The organism is Variovorax sp. PAMC26660 (assembly GCF_014302995.1).
Taxonomy (GTDB): Bacteria; Pseudomonadota; Gammaproteobacteria; order Burkholderiales; family Burkholderiaceae_C; genus Variovorax.
Genome location: NZ_CP060295.1, coordinates 7,173,981 through 7,190,486 on the forward strand (window position 1 = coordinate 7,173,981; position 16,506 = coordinate 7,190,486).

At 63.9% G+C, this 16,506-nt stretch carries 17 protein-coding genes; 9 read left to right on the forward strand and 8 right to left on the reverse strand.

The genetic code is table 11. From position 1 onward, the window contains the following. Position 1: 1 nt before the first annotated feature. Entirely contained in the window at positions 2-1,576 is a 1,575-nt protein-coding gene (locus H7F35_RS33665) for a tripartite tricarboxylate transporter permease (RefSeq protein WP_187110797.1), read from the forward strand. A gap of 128 nt (positions 1,577-1,704) precedes the next feature. Here the strand turns inward: H7F35_RS33665 and H7F35_RS33670 are convergent, their stop codons facing one another. The 6 genes from H7F35_RS33670 to H7F35_RS33695 form a co-directional block, all read right to left on the reverse strand. Next, positions 1,705-2,256 carry a hypothetical protein gene (locus tag H7F35_RS33670; protein ID WP_187110798.1) on the reverse strand — a complete coding sequence of 184 codons (552 nt, stop codon included), beginning with the start codon at positions 2,254-2,256 and terminating at the stop codon, positions 1,705-1,707. 1 nt (position 2,257) lies between these two features. Then, complete coding sequence (locus H7F35_RS33675) at positions 2,258-4,066, reverse strand: LysM peptidoglycan-binding domain-containing protein (RefSeq protein ID WP_187110799.1); 1,809 nt, start codon at positions 4,064-4,066, stop codon at positions 2,258-2,260. Positions 4,067-4,666: 600 nt separating this feature from the next. After that, positions 4,667-5,593: a pirin family protein gene (locus H7F35_RS33680; protein WP_187110800.1), complete on the reverse strand. Its 927-nt coding sequence runs from the start codon at positions 5,591-5,593 to the stop codon at positions 4,667-4,669. A 22-nt stretch (positions 5,594-5,615) separates the two neighbouring features. Continuing rightward, positions 5,616-6,173, reverse strand: coding sequence for a flavodoxin family protein (locus H7F35_RS33685; protein ID WP_187110801.1), 558 nt, complete (start codon positions 6,171-6,173; stop codon positions 5,616-5,618). A 30-nt stretch (positions 6,174-6,203) separates the two neighbouring features. Beyond that, complete coding sequence (locus tag H7F35_RS33690; protein WP_261803734.1) at positions 6,204-6,491, reverse strand: DoxX family protein; 288 nt, start codon at positions 6,489-6,491, stop codon at positions 6,204-6,206. Beyond that, entirely contained in the window at positions 6,374-7,129 is a 756-nt protein-coding gene (locus H7F35_RS33695; RefSeq protein WP_261803462.1) for a pirin family protein, read from the reverse strand. The genes H7F35_RS33690 and H7F35_RS33695 overlap by 118 nt, the downstream gene beginning before the upstream one ends. A gap of 161 nt (positions 7,130-7,290) precedes the next feature. Here H7F35_RS33695 and H7F35_RS33700 point away from each other — a divergent pair, with 161 nt between their 5' ends. The 5 genes from H7F35_RS33700 to H7F35_RS33720 all read left to right on the forward strand — a co-directional run bounded on the left by H7F35_RS33700 (position 7,291) and on the right by H7F35_RS33720 (position 12,493). Next, positions 7,291-8,244 carry a LysR family transcriptional regulator gene (locus H7F35_RS33700; RefSeq protein ID WP_187110802.1) on the forward strand — a complete coding sequence of 318 codons (954 nt, stop codon included), beginning with the start codon at positions 7,291-7,293 and terminating at the stop codon, positions 8,242-8,244. A gap of 102 nt (positions 8,245-8,346) precedes the next feature. Beyond that, positions 8,347-9,429, forward strand: coding sequence for an NAD(P)/FAD-dependent oxidoreductase (locus tag H7F35_RS33705; protein WP_187110803.1), 1,083 nt, complete (start codon positions 8,347-8,349; stop codon positions 9,427-9,429). Between the two features lie 7 nt (positions 9,430-9,436). Next, complete coding sequence (gene gluQRS / locus H7F35_RS33710; RefSeq protein ID WP_187110804.1) at positions 9,437-10,402, forward strand: tRNA glutamyl-Q(34) synthetase GluQRS; 966 nt, start codon at positions 9,437-9,439, stop codon at positions 10,400-10,402. Next, complete coding sequence (gene trmB / locus H7F35_RS33715; RefSeq protein WP_187110805.1) at positions 10,399-11,178, forward strand: tRNA (guanosine(46)-N7)-methyltransferase TrmB; 780 nt, start codon at positions 10,399-10,401, stop codon at positions 11,176-11,178. The genes gluQRS and trmB overlap by 4 nt, the downstream gene beginning before the upstream one ends. A gap of 133 nt (positions 11,179-11,311) precedes the next feature. After that, positions 11,312-12,493, forward strand: a complete 1,182-nt coding sequence (locus tag H7F35_RS33720; protein WP_187110806.1) for an ABC transporter substrate-binding protein — start codon at positions 11,312-11,314, stop codon at positions 12,491-12,493. A 9-nt stretch (positions 12,494-12,502) separates the two neighbouring features. On the opposite strand, the gene H7F35_RS33725 is transcribed toward H7F35_RS33720, so the two are convergent. Together H7F35_RS33725 and H7F35_RS33730 are read right to left on the reverse strand one after the other, a co-directional pair. Next, positions 12,503-13,189 (reverse strand): alpha/beta hydrolase, encoded by a 687-nt coding sequence (locus H7F35_RS33725; RefSeq protein ID WP_187110807.1) that lies wholly within the window; start codon positions 13,187-13,189, stop codon positions 12,503-12,505. A gap of 100 nt (positions 13,190-13,289) precedes the next feature. Beyond that, on the reverse strand, positions 13,290-14,012 hold the full coding sequence (locus H7F35_RS33730; protein WP_187110808.1) for a Crp/Fnr family transcriptional regulator: 723 nt from the start codon (positions 14,010-14,012) through the stop codon (positions 13,290-13,292). A gap of 125 nt (positions 14,013-14,137) precedes the next feature. On the opposite strand from H7F35_RS33730, the gene H7F35_RS33735 reads away from it, so the two are divergent. The 3 genes from H7F35_RS33735 (at position 14,138) to H7F35_RS33745 (ending at position 16,497) form a co-directional block, all read left to right on the forward strand. After that, positions 14,138-14,728 (forward strand): HD domain-containing protein, encoded by a 591-nt coding sequence (locus tag H7F35_RS33735; RefSeq protein ID WP_187110809.1) that lies wholly within the window; start codon positions 14,138-14,140, stop codon positions 14,726-14,728. A gap of 22 nt (positions 14,729-14,750) precedes the next feature. Further along, positions 14,751-15,518 (forward strand): class II aldolase/adducin family protein, encoded by a 768-nt coding sequence (locus H7F35_RS33740; protein WP_187110810.1) that lies wholly within the window; start codon positions 14,751-14,753, stop codon positions 15,516-15,518. 94 nt (positions 15,519-15,612) lie between these two features. After that, the gene (locus tag H7F35_RS33745; protein WP_187110811.1) at positions 15,613-16,497 is read left to right on the forward strand and encodes a bile acid:sodium symporter family protein; all 885 of its coding nucleotides are present in this window, start codon (positions 15,613-15,615) and stop codon (positions 16,495-16,497) included. Positions 16,498-16,506 lie beyond the last annotated feature (9 nt).

Sequence of the window (16,506 nt, forward strand, 5' to 3'; positions counted from 1 at the left end):
CATGATCGGTCAATCGCTACACGACCTGTGGTTCGGCTTCGGCGTGGCCTTCCAGGGCTCGAACCTGATGTGGTCTTTCTTCGGCGTGCTGGTGGGCAACCTGATCGGCGTGCTGCCGGGCATGGGCGCACTGCAGGCCATCTCGATCCTGCTGCCGCTCACCTACGTGATGCATCCGGTGCCCGCCATCCTGATGCTGGCCGGTATCTTCTACGGCTCGCAGTACGGCGGCGCCATCGGCGCCATCCTGATGAACATGCCGTCGCACCCGCCGCATGCGGTGACCTGTCTGGACGGGTACCCGATGACCAAGCAGGGCAAGGGGGGCGTGGCGCTGGGGATCACGATGATCGCCTCGTTCTTCGCGGCCTCGGTCGGCATCATCGTGATGATCTTCGCCTCGCCGCTGCTGGTGCAGATCGCGTTCAAGTTCGGCCCGACCGAGATCTTCTCGATCATGCTGCTGGGCCTGCTCGCTGGTTCCACCATGTCGCGCGGCTCGCCGCTCAAGGGCGTGGCCATGACGCTGTTCGGCCTGCTGTGCGGCGTGGTCGGCACCGACGTGAACAGCGGCAGCTTCCGCTTCGCGTTCGGCCTGCCTGAACTGAGCGACGGCCTGGAACTGGTGGCGATCTCGATGGGCCTGTTCGGCGTGGCCGACTTCCTGCTCAACGTGAACCGCATGAAGACCATCGGCGACACGGGCACGCTCAAGCTCAGCGACATGCGCCCCAGCAAGGAAGAGCTCAAGCGCGCCTTCCCCGCCATGATCCGCGGCACCATCGTGGGCACGGTGTTCGGCGCGATGCCAGGCACGGGCCCGACCATCACCACCTTCATCGCCTATGCGCTGGAGCGCAAGGTGTCAAAGACGCCGAACAAGTTCGGCACCGGCATGATCGAAGGCGTGGCAGGCCCCGAGGCCTCGGCCCACTCGAAGACGCAGGTCGACTTCATCCCGACGATGAGCCTGGGCATTCCGGGCGACGCGGTGATGGCGCTGATCCTCGGTGCGCTGCTGATTCAGGGCATCCAGCCCGGCCCGCAGCTCATCACCGAGCATCCGGACATCTTCTGGGGCCTGATCGCCTCCTTCTGGATCGGCAACGTGATCCTGGTGGTGCTGAACGTGCCGCTGATCGGCGTGTGGGTGAAGCTGCTGAAGGTGCCCTACAAGTACCTGTTCCCGGCCGCGATGTTCTTCATTGCGACCGGCGTGTACAGCACGCAGAACAGCCTGTTCCAGATCTGGGAAGTGCTGGTGTTCGGCATCGTCGGCGCGCTGCTGATGTCGCTGGAGTTCTCGGTCGCTCCGATCCTGCTGGGCTTCGTGCTCGGGCCGATGGTCGAAGAGAACTTCCGCCGTGCGCTGCTGCTCTCGCGCGGTGACATGACGGTGTTCGTGACGCGTCCGATCAGCGGCACCTTCATCGGCCTGTGCGCACTGCTGCTGGCTGGCGTGGGTTACTCGGCCTGGCGTGCCCGTGGCGGGCGCAAGACGGTGGTGGATCTGCCGAAGCCGCCTGAGGGTGCACCGCCTGCGGAAGCTGCTGCTTCGATGGGCGGCGGCAAGTAAGGCTGCTTGATCCAATAGAAAGCAATTCGAACTGAAATGCCCCGCACGAGCGGGGCATTTTTCATTGGGGCCGGCGTTGCCTCAAGGGGTGCAGTCGCACTGCGTCCAAGGCGAGGTTGGCTGGCGATTCATGGGCGTCGTGTGATCGAAGGCAAGAGCGCACAAAACGCAGCTTCGATATCTGCCGCCTCCGGCAGGGAGTGATCCGACGCCAAGGTCACCGTTTCGATTTTCCCCTTCCCGGTCGTCAAGCTCATCATTCGGAAATTCCCCTGATTTGCATAAACGATGACTCCATCCAGTCCGGGGGAATTCATTCGACTATCGTCTTTATACTTTTTCAGCGCCGAATTCAAATCCCGTCTTCTATTTGAATTTCTCTTCAAAAAAACATCGTCAACCAAATCATCAGTAATAAGCTCAGGTCGTCTTTTCATATACAGCAAGGGATCTCTCAGCCATTGCCCATCGCAATCGGTCGATTTTTTATTGGCGAAGCTGTTGATTATTTTATCGACCCTCTCCTTGTCAGGAGATTTATCAAGATTCACCCAGACAACATAGGGGCCATTGGCTGCTCCAGCCATAGCCAAGGGGGATGTAAAAAACAATAAAAGCACGCCAACAATCCCCATGCCGGGGTACATCGACTTCCCAAGAAGACCTTGACAATTTTTCATGCTACGTGGTCCTTGGAGAATTATTTTTATCAACCTTTACGCCCTCGATTCCCATTTCCTCATTTATCTCGGCGGCATCGGCCTCTTCGATTCCCGGATTGGAAAGATCTTTCTTTGCTTGCTCGTAGTAGGCGGTCGGAATAAAAAATTTCAGGCGATTTGGCCGGCCTTGTACCTTTATGATTTTCCCATCCTTTCTTTTTTCCTCGCGCGGCTCTATTGGCTCGGTTCTGAATTTAGAGAAATTTATCTGATCTCCTTGATTCCCTCCCAGTAATATCAGGTACTTGGATCCGCTTTTCGCATAGACGAAGCCCACATGGCTTCCATGCCCGGTCCTGCTATTCTCGACCATCGCGATGGCCCCGTATATCGGACGCTCCAGCTCGGCAAACAAAGGATTCCTAATTTTCAATCTCTCATTGACTTCATAAAACCCATGCGCACGTCCCATTGTGGCTTTGCGATCTGCATGGCTCATATTTTCAATTGGATAGTTCGCCTTCGACAAGCACCAATTCACAAAAGCAGCACACCAGGCGCGATCAGACATCGATACCGAGCCGTCCCTGATTTCCGTGTGATAGTTGACCTCCTTTTCTATGAGGCTCTCAATTTTTCCACGCCTCAGTTTGGCTTCCGCGATGGCAATAGGCATCCAAGGGGCCCGGCCCGGTATCGGATTTATAAGAGCCAGAACTTTGCCCGTCCCCTCTTTCGAGCGCGCAAAGTCCGATGACTCCGTGCTGGAAGGAATGGGTGGCGTCAGTGGAGCCACCGGATGCGCAGCCTTCCTCGGAGCTTGGGCTGCATCTGTAGGACTGGACTTCGAAGGCTGCGCGCCAGCTGATTTCTCCGCCCTTCCTGCATGGATCAACAATACCTCGCCAGGGAAAATCTTGTCCCCGCTTCGATTATTTTCATTTTTGATCTGGCTTGCACTGGTTCGATACAACTTTGCAATCTTCCCCAAACTATCTCCGGACTGCACCACATAGCGCATCGATTTTCCAGCTCCTGTCGCTGAACTATTTATCTTTTCCGACCCTGCCACTCCCTTCCATTTTCTGAATTTCGACACTAGATTGAAATCTCTTCCAGTCTCGCCTTGAATCGTTCCGACCATCACGGCTTTCTTGGTTTGCGGATCGATCACTTTGACATGCACTGCGGTTTTATCTGAGGGATGAATTACCACTGGAAAATGGCCTGTTGCATCGGATTTTGCCTTCTCCTCTCCTTTTCCTGTCTGCAGGATTATTTCCGTATCCGGCAAGGGTTGAATGCCATTTGTTGCATTGATCCTGCTCACAACAACCCAGGTTTCCTTTCGAGTCTCCGGTTTTGCATGGTAGCCTTCGATTTCCGAGATGCTGTTCATTATTTTTTCCAACTCGGTATCGCTGCAATCTCCAATTTTTCTATCTTCCGGGATACCACTGTCTTTCAACAGGTCGTCTATGTATTTTTGAGTGTTGTTTTCTTTATTTGGCGCGTAGACAGGAATGGCCTCCGAAATGGTCCGACTCCCGTGCATTCTCTGCAAATTCGCCTTCAACTCCGCGCGCCCGGCCTCTTCGTCCGGAAATATAAGAAATGTTCTTCCAGATCTGGTTGTAGCGAAGCCAACGTATCCCTGGGCTTTTTTCGGAGCCGGTATTCCATCTACAACCCGAGCAGTCAGGTCTCCTGGGTTGTTGATTCGCCAGGGCAAAGTTCCACCGTGTCTGAGCAAATGCCTTCCGTCCTCACAAATAAACTCGGCGATCTCGATATTCGGGTGATAAGTCGCTGAAATCAGTTTTCCCATACTCATTACTTCTGTTTTAAAAAAGTCGGATCACGTAAGTCTGGATCACCGATCCCGAGAAGACGTGATAGATGTCCAAGCCGTTGTCAGATCGCGCGAGCTTTGAGTGCGCGGAATGGGAATGCCGCCGCAGTTGGTGCGGGAACCAGTAACGACTGCAGCCTCGGACCCACGGCGCCTGGTTCACTCGGGTGGACTTGGAAGTCCATGTGGCACATGGACCGCTCCTAGTTGCTTGCATGCACGCCCGGTCTGCAGCCGGAAGGTGTATTCGAAGAGTTTTCCCAGCGCTGGCCCGCCCAGCAAAGAGAACATGGCGCCGCTATCGACAGAAATAGTTCGAGAGGTGGTGGAGGCGGAAGACACACACAGAACCTGGACGAGTGATCGGTGCGGCAGTCTGAGATGTGCAAGCCCCGCACCATTGCAAACAATGGTCACCCGTCGTCAGGCGGCGGACAAAACCTTCGAGAGTGCGAAGTAATTTGCGGGCACAACAATGAAAAATGCCCACCGAGCAAACGCCTGGCGGGCATACATCTCCGGCGTCGCCCGAACTGCTCGCGCAACTCGCGTCACGCCGATGCAGCGCGGCGCGCTTCAGACTGGCGTGGTGCCGGTGTCGGGCTCGCGCACGTCGAAGGGCTTGCCGGGCAGCGGAATGAACTCGGTCTCGCCGGGCACGTGGCCCATGCGCTGCGCGGCCCAGTCGGCGCCGGCTTCGAGGATGCGCTCGCGCCGGCTGGAGACGAAATTCCAGGTGATGTAGCGCGGGCCGTCGAGCGGCTCGCCGCCAATCACCATCAGGCGCACGGCTGTGTCGGCCGTCAGCACTGCGCCCTGCCCGTCGGGCAGCACGGCCATGGTGTGCGCGGACACCGCCTCGCCATTGACGCTCACATCGGCATCGACTGCGTACACGGCCAGCTCCGGCGCCAGTGCAGGCAGCTCGAAGCGGCCGCCGGCCGGCAGTGCGATGTCGAGATAGATCGTTGGCGACAGCGTCCTGACCGGCGAGCGCACGCCGAAGGCCTCGCCCACCAGCACCCGCACTGCCGCACCCTGCGCCGTGAGTTCGGGAATGACCTCGGACGGCGTGTGCTCGAAGCTCGGCTCGACCTCTTCGTGTGCCTGCGGCAATGCAGCCCAGAGCTGCAGGCCGTGGTTCACGTAGGTGTCGGCCTTCAGGCGCTCGGGCTTGCGCTCGGAGTGCACGATGCCGCGCCCCGCAGTCATCCAGTTGATGGCGCCGGGCAGGATCTCCTGCACGCTGCCCAGGCTGTCGCGATGCATCATCGCGCCCTTGAAAAGATAGGTGACCGTAGACAGGCCGATGTGCGGATGCGGCCGCACATCGTGTGCGTTGCCCGGCTGCTCGGTGGCCGGCCCGAAGTGGTCGAAGAACACGAAGGGCCCGACCGAGCGGCGCTGCGCCGCCGGCAGCAGGCGCCGCACGTTGAAGCCACCGCCCAGGTCCTTGTCGTGCGGTCGAAGCAGTTGGGTCTGGGGCGTGGCGTTGTCGGTCATCGTGTTCTCCGTGGGCGGCTGGTTACTTTGCTGCGCGCGATCTTGCCACCTGGGCAATGCGCTCGCCAAATGCACGCGCAGTCTCGAAGTCGCCCTTGAGCATTTCGGCCGGGCTGGCATCGGACGGCGATTGCGTCAGCAGGCCGCCGTAGCCGCCCACGTAGTTCATCGAATCGCGCGTGGCGGCCTTGTTGTTGGTCGGCAGGATGCCCATGCTGACCCAGATGCCGCTGTGCTGCATCGCGAGCGTCCACAGGTAGGTCATGGTCGTGACCTTGTCGCCGTTCATGGTGGCGCTGTTGGTGAAGCCGGCAAAAAGCTTGTCTTTCCAGCCCTGCGTGTACCAGACCTTCGACGACGCATCGGCGAATTTCTTGAACTGCCAGCTCACGCCGCCCATGTAGGTGGGCGAGCCGAAGATGATGGCGTCGGCCGCGGCCAGCGTTTCCCAGCCGCCTTCGGGCAGGTTGCCGTCGGCATCGATGGCGAGCAGTTGCGCGCCCGCGCTCTCGGCCACGGCCTGGGCCACGCGCTGGGTATGGCCGTAGCCGGAATGGAAGACGACAACGATGTCAGCCATGTTCATGTGCTCCTTGAGGGATGGAAGGGATCAGCGCTTGTCGATGCTGAAGCGACCAGGGCCGAAAGCCGCGAGCGCAAGCAAGCCACCGGCAATCGCGATGTTCTTGTTGAAGTTGATCTGCTGCATCATTTTCATGGCTTCAGGCGCCGACCAGTACTTGTGGAAGAACAGCGCGGTGACCACGGTGAAGATCGCCATCACGATGGCGGTCCAGCGGGTCTTGAAGCCCAACAGCAGCGCGATGCCCAGGCCCAGCTCGATGACGATGGCAACAGCGGCCGCCACTTCGGGCAGCGGCAGGCCGGCCGAGGTGATGTAGCCGACGGTGCCGCCGAAGCCCATGAGCTTGCCGATGCCAGCGGGACTTCAAGCTCGCCGCGCACCAGGTGCACATAGCTCTTGCGCTTGGGGTCCAGCGCAAGGCTGGCCTTTTCATCGCCGTCGAGCAGGCCTGCATACAGGCTCGCATCGGCATGCACCGTGACCGACCCGTCGCGGCCATCGGGCGAGGCCACCAGGCGCAGCTTGCCGCGCTTCTCGGCGTCGCTGAACTTCTTCTGCTCGTAGCCCGGCGCAATGCCGCGCACGTTGGGCTCGATCCAGATCTGCAGGAAGTGCGTGGTCTCGTCGGCCTTGTGGTTGAACTCGCTGTGCATCACGCCGCGCCCCGCGCTCATGCGCTGCACGTCGCCGGGCGGAATGGACTCGATGTTCCCCATGCTGTCCTTGTGCGCCAGTTCGCCCGACAGCACGTAGCTGATGATCTCCATGTCCTTGTGGCCATGGGTGCCGAAACCGGCACCGGCGGCCACGCGGTCTTCGTTGATCACGCGCAGGTTGCCGAAGCCCATGTGGGCCGGGTCGTAGTAGCCAGCGAACGAGAAGCTGTGGAACGAGCGCAGCCAGCCATGGTCGGCATAACCGCGTTCCTGTGATTTACGGACTTGCAACATCTTCAGACTCCTTCGGCCCTGTCCTTGTGGGGATGCTTGGGCCTTTTTCGTATGCCGCGCCGGATGCGCAGCGGATGTGAAGAACTTTAGGTCTGGGGCCCCTTCGGAAAGACGCCGCGGTTTGATGGCACCATTCAAATAATTTGATCAATGGAGCCGCCATGCCCAGCCCCAGAGACGTGCTGACCCCCGACGCCCTCGCCATGCTGCAGACCGTGGCCAGCACCGGCAGCTTTGCCGGCGCCGCCCGCGCCCTGAACCTGGTGCCCAGCGCGCTGAGCTACCGGGTGCGCCAGATCGAGGACGCGCTGGACGTGCTGCTGTTCGACCGCAGCGCCCGTCAGGCCCGCCTCACCGAGGCCGGCGCCGAGCTGCTGCGCGAAGCAGCCCGGCTGCTGAACGAGATCGACGCCGTGGCCAACCGCGTCAAGCGCGTGGCCACCGGCTGGGAGCCGATGCTGACCATCGCGGTCGACAGCGTGATCGCGCGCGATCCGCTGCTCGACCTGTGCACCGCGTTCTTTGCGCTCGAGCCGCCCACGCGTCTGAAGCTGCGCGACGAAACCTTGCTCGGCACCATCGAGGCACTGACCAGCGGCGAGGCCGACCTGGCGATCGGTGCGGTGCTCGATGCGGCGAGCCTCGCGCTCACCGCCACGGGCATTCGCAGCCTGCAGATCGGCGAGCTGCGTTTCGTCTACGCGGTGGCGCCGCACCATCCGCTGGCGCGCTTGCCGCAGCCGCTGAGCGATGCGGTGATGCGCCAGTACCGTGCCGTGGCCGCGGCCGATTCGGCGCGCAGCGGACATGGCATGACGGTCAACCTCGTGGGCGGGCAGGACGTGCTCACCGTGCCGAGCATGCAGGCCAAGATCGCGGCGCAACTGCACGGACTGGGCGGCGGCTTCCTGCCCGAGCCGATGGCGCGGCCCTACATCGAGGCCGGGCACCTGGTCGAACTCAAGACCGAGCGCCAGCCACCGCTGGGCACCATGCATTGCGCCTGGCGCGTGCGCAGCGCGGGCAAGCCGGGGCGCGCGCTCGAATGGTGGCTCGCGCAGTTCGAGCACGAGGCCACGCGGCGCGCGTTGCTCGAGAGGCATCGTGGCCGCTAGGCGCATCAGCTAAGGGTGAGCCCTCAGGCGGCAGCCCGCACAGACCGATGTAGAGTGCACACACATCCATCCCGCATTCCATCCAGAAGAAAAGAGTCCGCCATGCCCCATCGCGCAACTGCAAAGCCAGCCGACCGCCACCGAACTCCCGCGGCCCCACGCCACTACGCCGTCGTCGGCGCCGGCATTGCCGGGGTGGCCTGCGCGCGCACGCTGCGACAGGCGGGCCACACGGTCACGCTGTTCGAGCGCGACGATGCGCCCGGTGGCCGCATGGCGAGTGTCGACACCACCTTCGGCCGCTTCGACAGCGGCGCGCAGTACTTCACCGTGCGCGATCCACGCTTTGCGCTGGCCCTGGAAACCACGCCCGGCCAATGCAGGCGCTGGAGCGCCAACCTCGTGCGCGTGCTCGATGCCCACGGCCGCGTGGCCGAAGCAGCACTGCCCTCGCTCGAAGCGCACTGGGTGGCGCAGCCCGGCATGGATGCACTGGTCGCCCGTTGGGCCGCGCCGCTGGGCGACAGCCTCATCACCGGCACACAAGTCACGCAGATCGAGCCCGATGCGCTCGACCCCAAGCGCTGGCAGTTGCGCACTGCGGGTGCCGATGACTCGCAACACGTGTACTCGGGCTTCGACGCCGTGCTGCTCGCCGTGCCGCCTTCGCGCACGCGCGCCCTGCTGGGCGACGGCAAGCTCTCGGCCACGCTCAGCCGCAAGATCGAATCGGTACGCATCGCGCCCTGCTGGACGCTGATGATCGCCTTCCCGCAGGCCAACCAGCCCACCATGTCGCACCTCGGCCCGCAATGGAACGCGGCGCGCAGCACCCACCATCGCGTGGCATGGCTGGCACGCGAATCGTCCAAGCCCGGCCGCGAACCCATCGAACGCTGGACGCTGCAGGCCAGCGCCGCCTGGTCGCAAGAGCATCTGCGCGACACGCCCTCGCGCATCGAGGCCAAGCTTCTGCGCGCCTTCGCCGAGATCACCGGCATCCATGCCACGCCCGCGCACGCCCAGGCGCTGTGCTGGAGCGAAGCCCAGACGCAGGTGCCGGTCGGCCAGAGCCACCTGTGGGACGCCAAGGCCCGCATCGGCGTGGCGGGCGACTGGTGCACCGGCCATCGCGTGGAAGACGCGTTCCTCTCGGGCCTCTCGCTCGCGCTTGCAGTGATCTGATCCGGGGATGGGTGAGACCGGCCGCTTCGCGCCCTCGCCCACCGGGCCGCTGCATGCGGGCTCGCTGGTGGCCGCGCTGGCAAGCTGGCTCGACGTGCGCTCCCGAGGCCCACAGGCGCGCTGGCTGATCCGCATCGAGGACGCCGACACCGAACGCTGCCTGCCCGGCATGGGCGAGCACATCCTGCAGCAGTTGGCCGACTGCAGCCTGCTGCCCGACGAAGCGCCTGTGTGGCAAACCCGGCGCACGGCCCGCTACGAAGCCGCGCTGGCAACGCTGCAGGCGCGTGGCCTTGCCTACCCCTGCGGCTGTTCGCGCAAGGACATCAACGAGGCCCTCGCACGCCTGGGCCAGCGCCATGAACGCCACGGCGAGCGGGTCTACCCCGGCACCTGCCGCGACGGCCTGCACGGCAAGCACGCATGGGCCTGGCGCTTCGCCACCGAGAAGTTCGAGGCCGACCGGCCACCCACGCCCGGCGTGCCCTGGGAGGAAACCAGCGATTCCGAAGAAACAGGCAGCGACCTCTGCTGGACCGATCGCCGCCTGGGCCGCCAGCGCCAGAACGTCAGCCACGAGGTCGGCGACTTCGTGCTGCGCCGTGCCGATGGCCCCTGGGCCTACCAGCTCGCGGTGGTGGTCGACGACGCCGAACAGGGCGTGACCGACGTGGTGCGCGGCGAAGACCTCACCGACAACACTGCGCGCCAGATATTGCTGCAGCGCGCGCTCGGCCTGCCGACGCCCAGCTACCTGCACACGCCGCTGGTGCGGGGTGCGGATGGAGACAAGCTCTCCAAGCAGAACGGCGCCACCGCCATCGACACCGGCACGCCAGAAGCCGCCCTGGCAGCGCTCGACACCGCCGCGCGCGTGCTCGGCCTGGGCCCTGCAACAGCCAGCGCGTGCACGGCCGCGCTGGCCGGCTGGGTGCCCGAATGGCGCGCTCTCTACAATTCGCGGCCCACATGAACTTCCCCGACACCGTGCCCAACGACCTCCCGCGCAGCGACGACGCGCCCGCATCCGCCGATGGCGACAACGGCGACGAAGCCGCCAAGCCGCATCCGCTGCACCGCCGACTCAAGAGCTTCGTGAAGCGCGCCGGCCGCACCACCGATGGCCAGGCACGCGCTTTCTCCGAACTGGGCCCGCTGTTCCTGGTGCCCTACAAGCCCGAGCCGCTCGACCTGAGCGCCGCCTTCGGCGGCCGCGAAGCACCGACCGTGCTGGAGATCGGCTTCGGCATGGGCGAGGCCACCGCGCACATCGCGACCGTGCTGCCCGAGACCAACTTCCTCTGCTGCGAAGTGCACGAACCCGGCGTGGGCGCACTGCTCAAGCGCATCGGCGAACAGTCGATCACCAACATCCGCATCTGCGCGCACGATGCCGTCGATGTGCTCGACCACATGCTGCAGCCCGGCACGCTGGCCGGCGTGCATGTGTTCTTTCCCGATCCCTGGCACAAGAAGCGCCACAACAAGCGCCGGCTGATCCAGCCCGAGTTCGTGACCAAGCTCGCCAAGCATCTGCGCCCCGGCGGCTACATCCATTGCGCCACCGACTGGCAGCCCTATGCCGAGCAGATGCTCGAAGTGCTGGCCGCCGAACCGCTGCTGCGCAACACCGCCGAGGCCTATGCGCCCAAGCCCGAATACCGCCCGCTGACCAAGTTCGAGAACCGTGGCATCAAGCTGGGCCACGGCGTGTGGGACCTGGTGTTCGAGCGCAGCAGCGCCGCCTGACCCAGCCCTCGGCCCGGCCTCCGGGCGCGCCGGGAACAAGCCAAGTTCATCAGGGAATTCCGTCCCTGCACCCGACTTCCCCCTTGGCCCCGATATTGCTACACTTTTTTACTACTGTTAAAAAAGGTGTCGCATGCACACATCTCGCAGGGAATGGCTGGGGAAGGCATACGCGGCGACGCTGCTGGGAAGTGGCATCGGCAGCATCGCCGGCCCCGTGATGGCGCAGTCCACGAAGACGGCTCCTGCAGCCAGCGGCACACCACGCGTCGTGCTGCTCGGACAGTCGGTGCCGCTGACAGGCAGCGCGAGTGAAATCGGCAGCGCATTCGCGGCCGGCAGCCGGCTCGCCGTGAGCGGCTTCAACGAACGCAATGCCGCCACCGGCCTGCAGTTGAAGCTGCTGCAACTCGACGATGGCTACGACGCGGCCCGCGCCACCGCCAACGCACGCACCCTGCTCACAACCCACAAGGCCGACATGCTCTTCGGCTTCGTCGGCACGGCCAGCAGCGAGGCCGGCGCGAACGTTGCCACGCAGCAGGGCAGCCTGCTCTTCGCGCCCTTCGCCGCCTCCGACAACTTGCGCGGCGCCGATCATCCCAATGTGTTTCATGTGCGCCCCGGCATGATCGACGAGGCCCTGAAGATCGTGCGGCAGTGCGCCACCGTGGGGCAGACGCGCGTGGCCCTGGTGGGCGACGACGACGCGATGGGCCGTGCCGGCCTCGCGGCCGTGCAGCAGGCCATCACCGAACTGAAGCTCACGCCACTGGTCGCGACCGCGCTGGTGCCCGCCAACGGCGACAAGCTCGACGCCGCGTTGAAGGCGGTGCAGCAACAGTCGCCGCAGGCCATCGTGCTGGTGTCGCTCTCGGGCACCACCGCCAACGCCATCCGCAAGCTGCGCAAGAGCGGCTATGGCGGCAACTTCATGGCCTTCTCGATCGTCGGCATCGACCCGCTCTACGCCACGCTCGGCAAGGACATCGGCGGCATCGTGATCTCGCAGGTGGTGCCCTCGCCACGGCCTTCAGCCATTCCCATCGTCAAGGAATACCTGGCCGCCGTCGACAACTCCGACCAGACGGCTTCGTACGAAGGGCTCGAAGGTTTCATCGCCGCGAAGGCCGCGGGTGAAGCAGTGCGCCGCGCGGGCCGCGGCTTCAACACCGCGAGCCTGCAACGCGTGATGACCGGCATGACCGACTACGACGTCGGCGGCTTCCGCATCAACCTGCGGCCGGGGCTGCGCGACAACGTGCGCAGCATCGACCTGATCAGCATCTCGGCCGACGGCCGAGTGCTGAGATAGCGCTTCTCTTCAGGCGCTCGCTGCTTCGTCGATCAGCGCGGCCACTTCGGCCGGATGCGACGCCAGCGATGCATGGCTGGCCGCCAGCGTGATGACCTTCTTCGCACCGAGCCGGGCCGACATGTGCTCCTGGTTGGCCGGCGCGATCATGTGGTCGTTGCTGGAGATCTGATACCACGAGGGCTTCTTCTTCCATGCCGGTGCCGTGATGGTGTCGCCGAAGGTGCTGGCCAGTGGCGCCTTTTGCGTCACGCCCATGATGCGGCCTTCTTCGGGGCTCAGGTCCTGGCAGAAGCTTTCATGGAACTTCTCGGGCAGCACCCACAGGTAGCCGTCGCTGTCGGGCGCGAGGTTGGCGGCTGCCACCGGCGGATGCGCCTGCGTGATGCCACCGGGGCTTTCGCCGGCGTCGGGCGCGAAGGCCGCGATGTAGACCAGCCCGGTCACGTTGGGCAGATCGCCTGCCTGCGTGATCACCGCGCCGCCGTACGAATGGCCGACCAGCAGCACCGGCCCCTTTTCCTGCGCCACCATCTTGCGCACGCGCTCGGCGTCGTCGGCCAGCGATGTCAGCGGCATTTCGACCGCGCGGATGGACGTGTAACCCTTGTGCAGCAGCTCGGCAATGACCTTGTTCCAATGCGCCGCGCCACCCCAGAAGCCATGGACCAGAACGATGGTTGGTTTGTTGCTCATGATTTGACCTTTCCCTGATGGATGAAAAAGCCGCTGCGCCACGGTGGCGAACCGGCTGGCGCTTTATACGCCTCCGTGCTGCGGGCGCCGTGACACAAAGTCACCCCGTGCTGACCAGCCGCTGCAGCGCATCCAGCGACAGCAACTCGATGCGCCCGTAGCCCAGCGAAATCACGCCCTCGCCCGCCAGCGCATTGAGTTCTTTCGACAACGTTTGCCGCGTCACGCCGAGCATCATGGCCAGCGCCTCCTGCGGCAGCATGAGCTTGCGCCGCAGATGCACCGACTGCGTGGCATCGCCGCGCGCCAGCACCAGCAGCCGGTGCGCCACGCGGGCGCGCAGGCTGCGCAACGTGGCGTCTTCGGCCAGGCCATAAAGCATTCGCACGCGTGCCGCGAGCATGGCCGCGATGGCATTGGCGAAGACGCCGTCGCGCATCTGCTGCACGAAGGCTTCTGGCGGCACCACGAGCAGGTCGAGCGCTTCGAGCGCGGTGGCGTCGTGCGTGCGCGGCGAGCCGTCGATCAGCGTGATCTCACCGAACCAGTTGCCCGGCTCCAGCACCGCAAGGATGGCCTCGCGCCCGTCCTGCCGCAGCGACGAAATCTTGATGCTGCCGGCCACCAGCCCGTAGAAGCCGCCGCCCGCCGCATGGATCGGATCGCCCTGGCGAAACACCATCGTGCCGCGCCGCACGTGGATGAGTTCGGCCGCGCCCAGCAAGGCCTCGCGCTGCGCGCGCGGAATGCTGGTGAACCACGGGTTGCCTTCGAGCGCAGCACGGTGCGGGGCGGAAAGTCGCGGCTTGGGAGAGGCAGGCATCAGGGCAAGAGCGTCCGGGGACAGGGGTTTACCAGCACCCCGCATTGTCAAATTCTTGACAGTTCAGCGTCAAGCACAGGTCTACAGTGACCGCCACCCACACCGACAACAACGGAGACGACACGATGAACGCACGCGCAAGTTTCAAAAGCATGCAGGAAAGCACGCGCGAAGACTGGCAACTGATCGGCGGCGAGTTCATGCAGTTCACGGGCGGCCTGCCCGCGCGCGTGATCAAGCACCTGCAGATTCTGGAAGGCGACTACGGCGGCTTTCCGGTCGACCGCTACACCCACTCGCTGCAGACCGCCACGCGCGCGCTGCGCGACGGCCGCGACGAGGAATACGTGGTGTGCGCGCTGCTGCACGACATCGGCGACACGCTCGGCAGCTTCAACCACCCCGACATTGCCGCCGCGATCCTCAAGCCCTTCGTGAGCGAAGCCAACCACTGGATGGTGCAGCACCACGGCATCTTCCAGGGCCACTACTTCTTTCACCACATCGGTCTGGACCGCGACATGCGCGACAACTTCAAGGACCATCCGCACTACGCGCACACGGCCGAGTTCTGCGCGCTCTACGACAACCCTGCCTTCGATCCCAAGGCCGAGACCTTGCCGATATCCGAATTCGAGCCCATGCTGCGCCGTGTGATGGCAAGCCCCAAGCAAAGCATCTACAAGACGGCGCTGCAACAGCCCGCGACCGCCTGACCCCTGAAAGGAAACACCCCCCATGAACGCCAATTCTCAATCCGAAATCCAGAAGCTCGTGTCCGCCGAAGAGTGGCAACTGCGCGTCGACCTTGCCGCCTGCTACCGCCTCGTGGCGCTCTATGGCTGGAGCGACCTGGTGTTCACGCACATCAGCGCGCGTGTGCCCGGCCCCGAGCATCACTTCCTGATCAACCCCTACGGCCTGATGTTCGACGAGATCACCGCATCGAGCCTCGTGAAGGTCGACCAGCAGTGCAACAAGATCATCGATTCGCCCTACCCCGTGAACCCGGCGGGCTTCGTGATCCACAGCGCCGTGCATGCCGCGCGTGAAGACATCCAGTGCGTGCTGCACACCCACACCAAGGCCGGCATTGCCGTGAGCGCGCAGAAGAACGGCGTGCTGCCCATCAGCCAGCAATCGACCTTCGTGCTGGCTTCGCTGGCCTATCACGACTACGAAGGCGTGGCCTTCCGCGACGACGAGAAGCCGCGCCTGCAGGCCGACATGGGCCACGCCAACTTCCTGATGCTGCGCAACCACGGCTTGCTGACCTGCGGCAAGACCATCGCCGACGCCTTCCTGTCGATGTACACCTTCGAGAACACCTGCCAGATCCAGATCGCGGCGCAGTCGGGCGGCGGCGAACTCATGCACGTCAACCCGAAGATCATCGATGGCGTGGGCCAGGCGATGAAGGTGCAAAGCGGTGGCCTGGGCGGCATGTTCGTCTGGCCTTCGCTGATCCGCAAGCTCGACCGCATCGACGACAGCTACAAACAATAAGACGCGTCGGTCCCCGGTTTCCACGGCTGCCAGCGCCTGCACGACAGGTGCCGGCAGCCATTTTTTTATAAAAACCAAAGAGGAGACAACCACCATGGACAGCACCGTCATCGTCACCCGCTTCCTGTTCGGCGCGCTCGCGCTCGTGATGTTCGGGCTCGGGCTTTCGCTTTCGCTCGCCGACTTCCGGCGCCTCTTCAAGCATCCGAAGGCCGTGACCATTGCGTTGCTGCTGCAGGTGGTCGGCCTGCCGCTGGCCTGCTACGCCATCATCGTGGGCTTCGGCCTGTCGCCGGTGTTCGCCATCGGGCTCATGCTGCTGGCGGCCTCGCCGGGCGGCATCTCGGCCAACCTGTTCTCGCACCTGTTCGGCGGCAACGTGGCCATGAACATCTCGCTCACTGCCGTGAACACCCTGCTGTCGATCGTGACGCTGCCGCTCATCGCCAACTGGGCCATCGGCCATTTCGCGCAGAGCGGCCAGGTGGTGCCGCTGCAGACGCGCAAGCTGGTGGAAGTGATTGCCATCGTGCTGGTGCCGGTGGCCATCGGCATGTTCGTGGCCGCGCGCCGGCCCGGCTTCGCGGCGCGCATGGAAAAGCCGACCAAGATCTTCAGCGGTGTGGTGCTGGCGGTGGTGACCGTGCTGGCCATCGCGAACGAGTGGCAGACGATGACCGCCACCTTCGCCGAGATCGGCCTGCCCGTGCTGCTGTTCAACCTCGTGAGCCTGCTCGCGGGCTACTACCTGAGCCGCGCGGCGGGCCTCGACAAGCCGCTGGCCACCGCCATCAGCTACGAGATCGGCATCCACAACTCGACGCTGGCAATCTTCATTGCGGTGAGCGTGCTCGGCAGCTTTCCGCTGGCGCTGCCGGCGGCCATCTACTCGGTGGTGATGTACGTCACCGCGCCGCTGTTCGGCTGGCTGTTGCTGCGCCGGCCGCACCCGGTTGCAGTTCAAGCCCCCGGACATTGAGGGGCCGGC

Bases quoted from the DNA above. Each gene is read 5' to 3' on its own strand.
- H7F35_RS33665 (WP_187110797.1), top strand. From the start codon at position 2: ATGATCGGTCAATCGCTACACGACCTGTGGTTCGGCTTCGGCGTGGCC.
- H7F35_RS33670 (WP_187110798.1), bottom strand. From the start codon at position 2,256: ATGAAAAATTGTCAAGGTCTTCTTGGGAAGTCGATGTACCCCGGCATG.
- H7F35_RS33675 (WP_187110799.1), bottom strand. From the start codon at position 4,066: ATGGGAAAACTGATTTCAGCGACTTATCACCCGAATATCGAGATCGCC.
- H7F35_RS33680 (WP_187110800.1), bottom strand. From the start codon at position 5,593: ATGACCGACAACGCCACGCCCCAGACCCAACTGCTTCGACCGCACGAC.
- H7F35_RS33685 (WP_187110801.1), bottom strand. From the start codon at position 6,173: ATGGCTGACATCGTTGTCGTCTTCCATTCCGGCTACGGCCATACCCAG.
- H7F35_RS33695 (WP_261803462.1), bottom strand. From the start codon at position 7,129: ATGTTGCAAGTCCGTAAATCACAGGAACGCGGTTATGCCGACCATGGC.
- H7F35_RS33700 (WP_187110802.1), top strand. From the start codon at position 7,291: ATGCCCAGCCCCAGAGACGTGCTGACCCCCGACGCCCTCGCCATGCTG.
- H7F35_RS33705 (WP_187110803.1), top strand. From the start codon at position 8,347: ATGCCCCATCGCGCAACTGCAAAGCCAGCCGACCGCCACCGAACTCCC.
- gluQRS (WP_187110804.1), top strand. From the start codon at position 9,437: ATGGGTGAGACCGGCCGCTTCGCGCCCTCGCCCACCGGGCCGCTGCAT.
- trmB (WP_187110805.1), top strand. From the start codon at position 10,399: ATGAACTTCCCCGACACCGTGCCCAACGACCTCCCGCGCAGCGACGAC.
- H7F35_RS33720 (WP_187110806.1), top strand. From the start codon at position 11,312: ATGCACACATCTCGCAGGGAATGGCTGGGGAAGGCATACGCGGCGACG.
- H7F35_RS33725 (WP_187110807.1), bottom strand. From the start codon at position 13,189: ATGAGCAACAAACCAACCATCGTTCTGGTCCATGGCTTCTGGGGTGGC.
- H7F35_RS33730 (WP_187110808.1), bottom strand. From the start codon at position 14,012: ATGCCTGCCTCTCCCAAGCCGCGACTTTCCGCCCCGCACCGTGCTGCG.
- H7F35_RS33735 (WP_187110809.1), top strand. From the start codon at position 14,138: ATGAACGCACGCGCAAGTTTCAAAAGCATGCAGGAAAGCACGCGCGAA.
- H7F35_RS33740 (WP_187110810.1), top strand. From the start codon at position 14,751: ATGAACGCCAATTCTCAATCCGAAATCCAGAAGCTCGTGTCCGCCGAA.
- H7F35_RS33745 (WP_187110811.1), top strand. From the start codon at position 15,613: ATGGACAGCACCGTCATCGTCACCCGCTTCCTGTTCGGCGCGCTCGCG.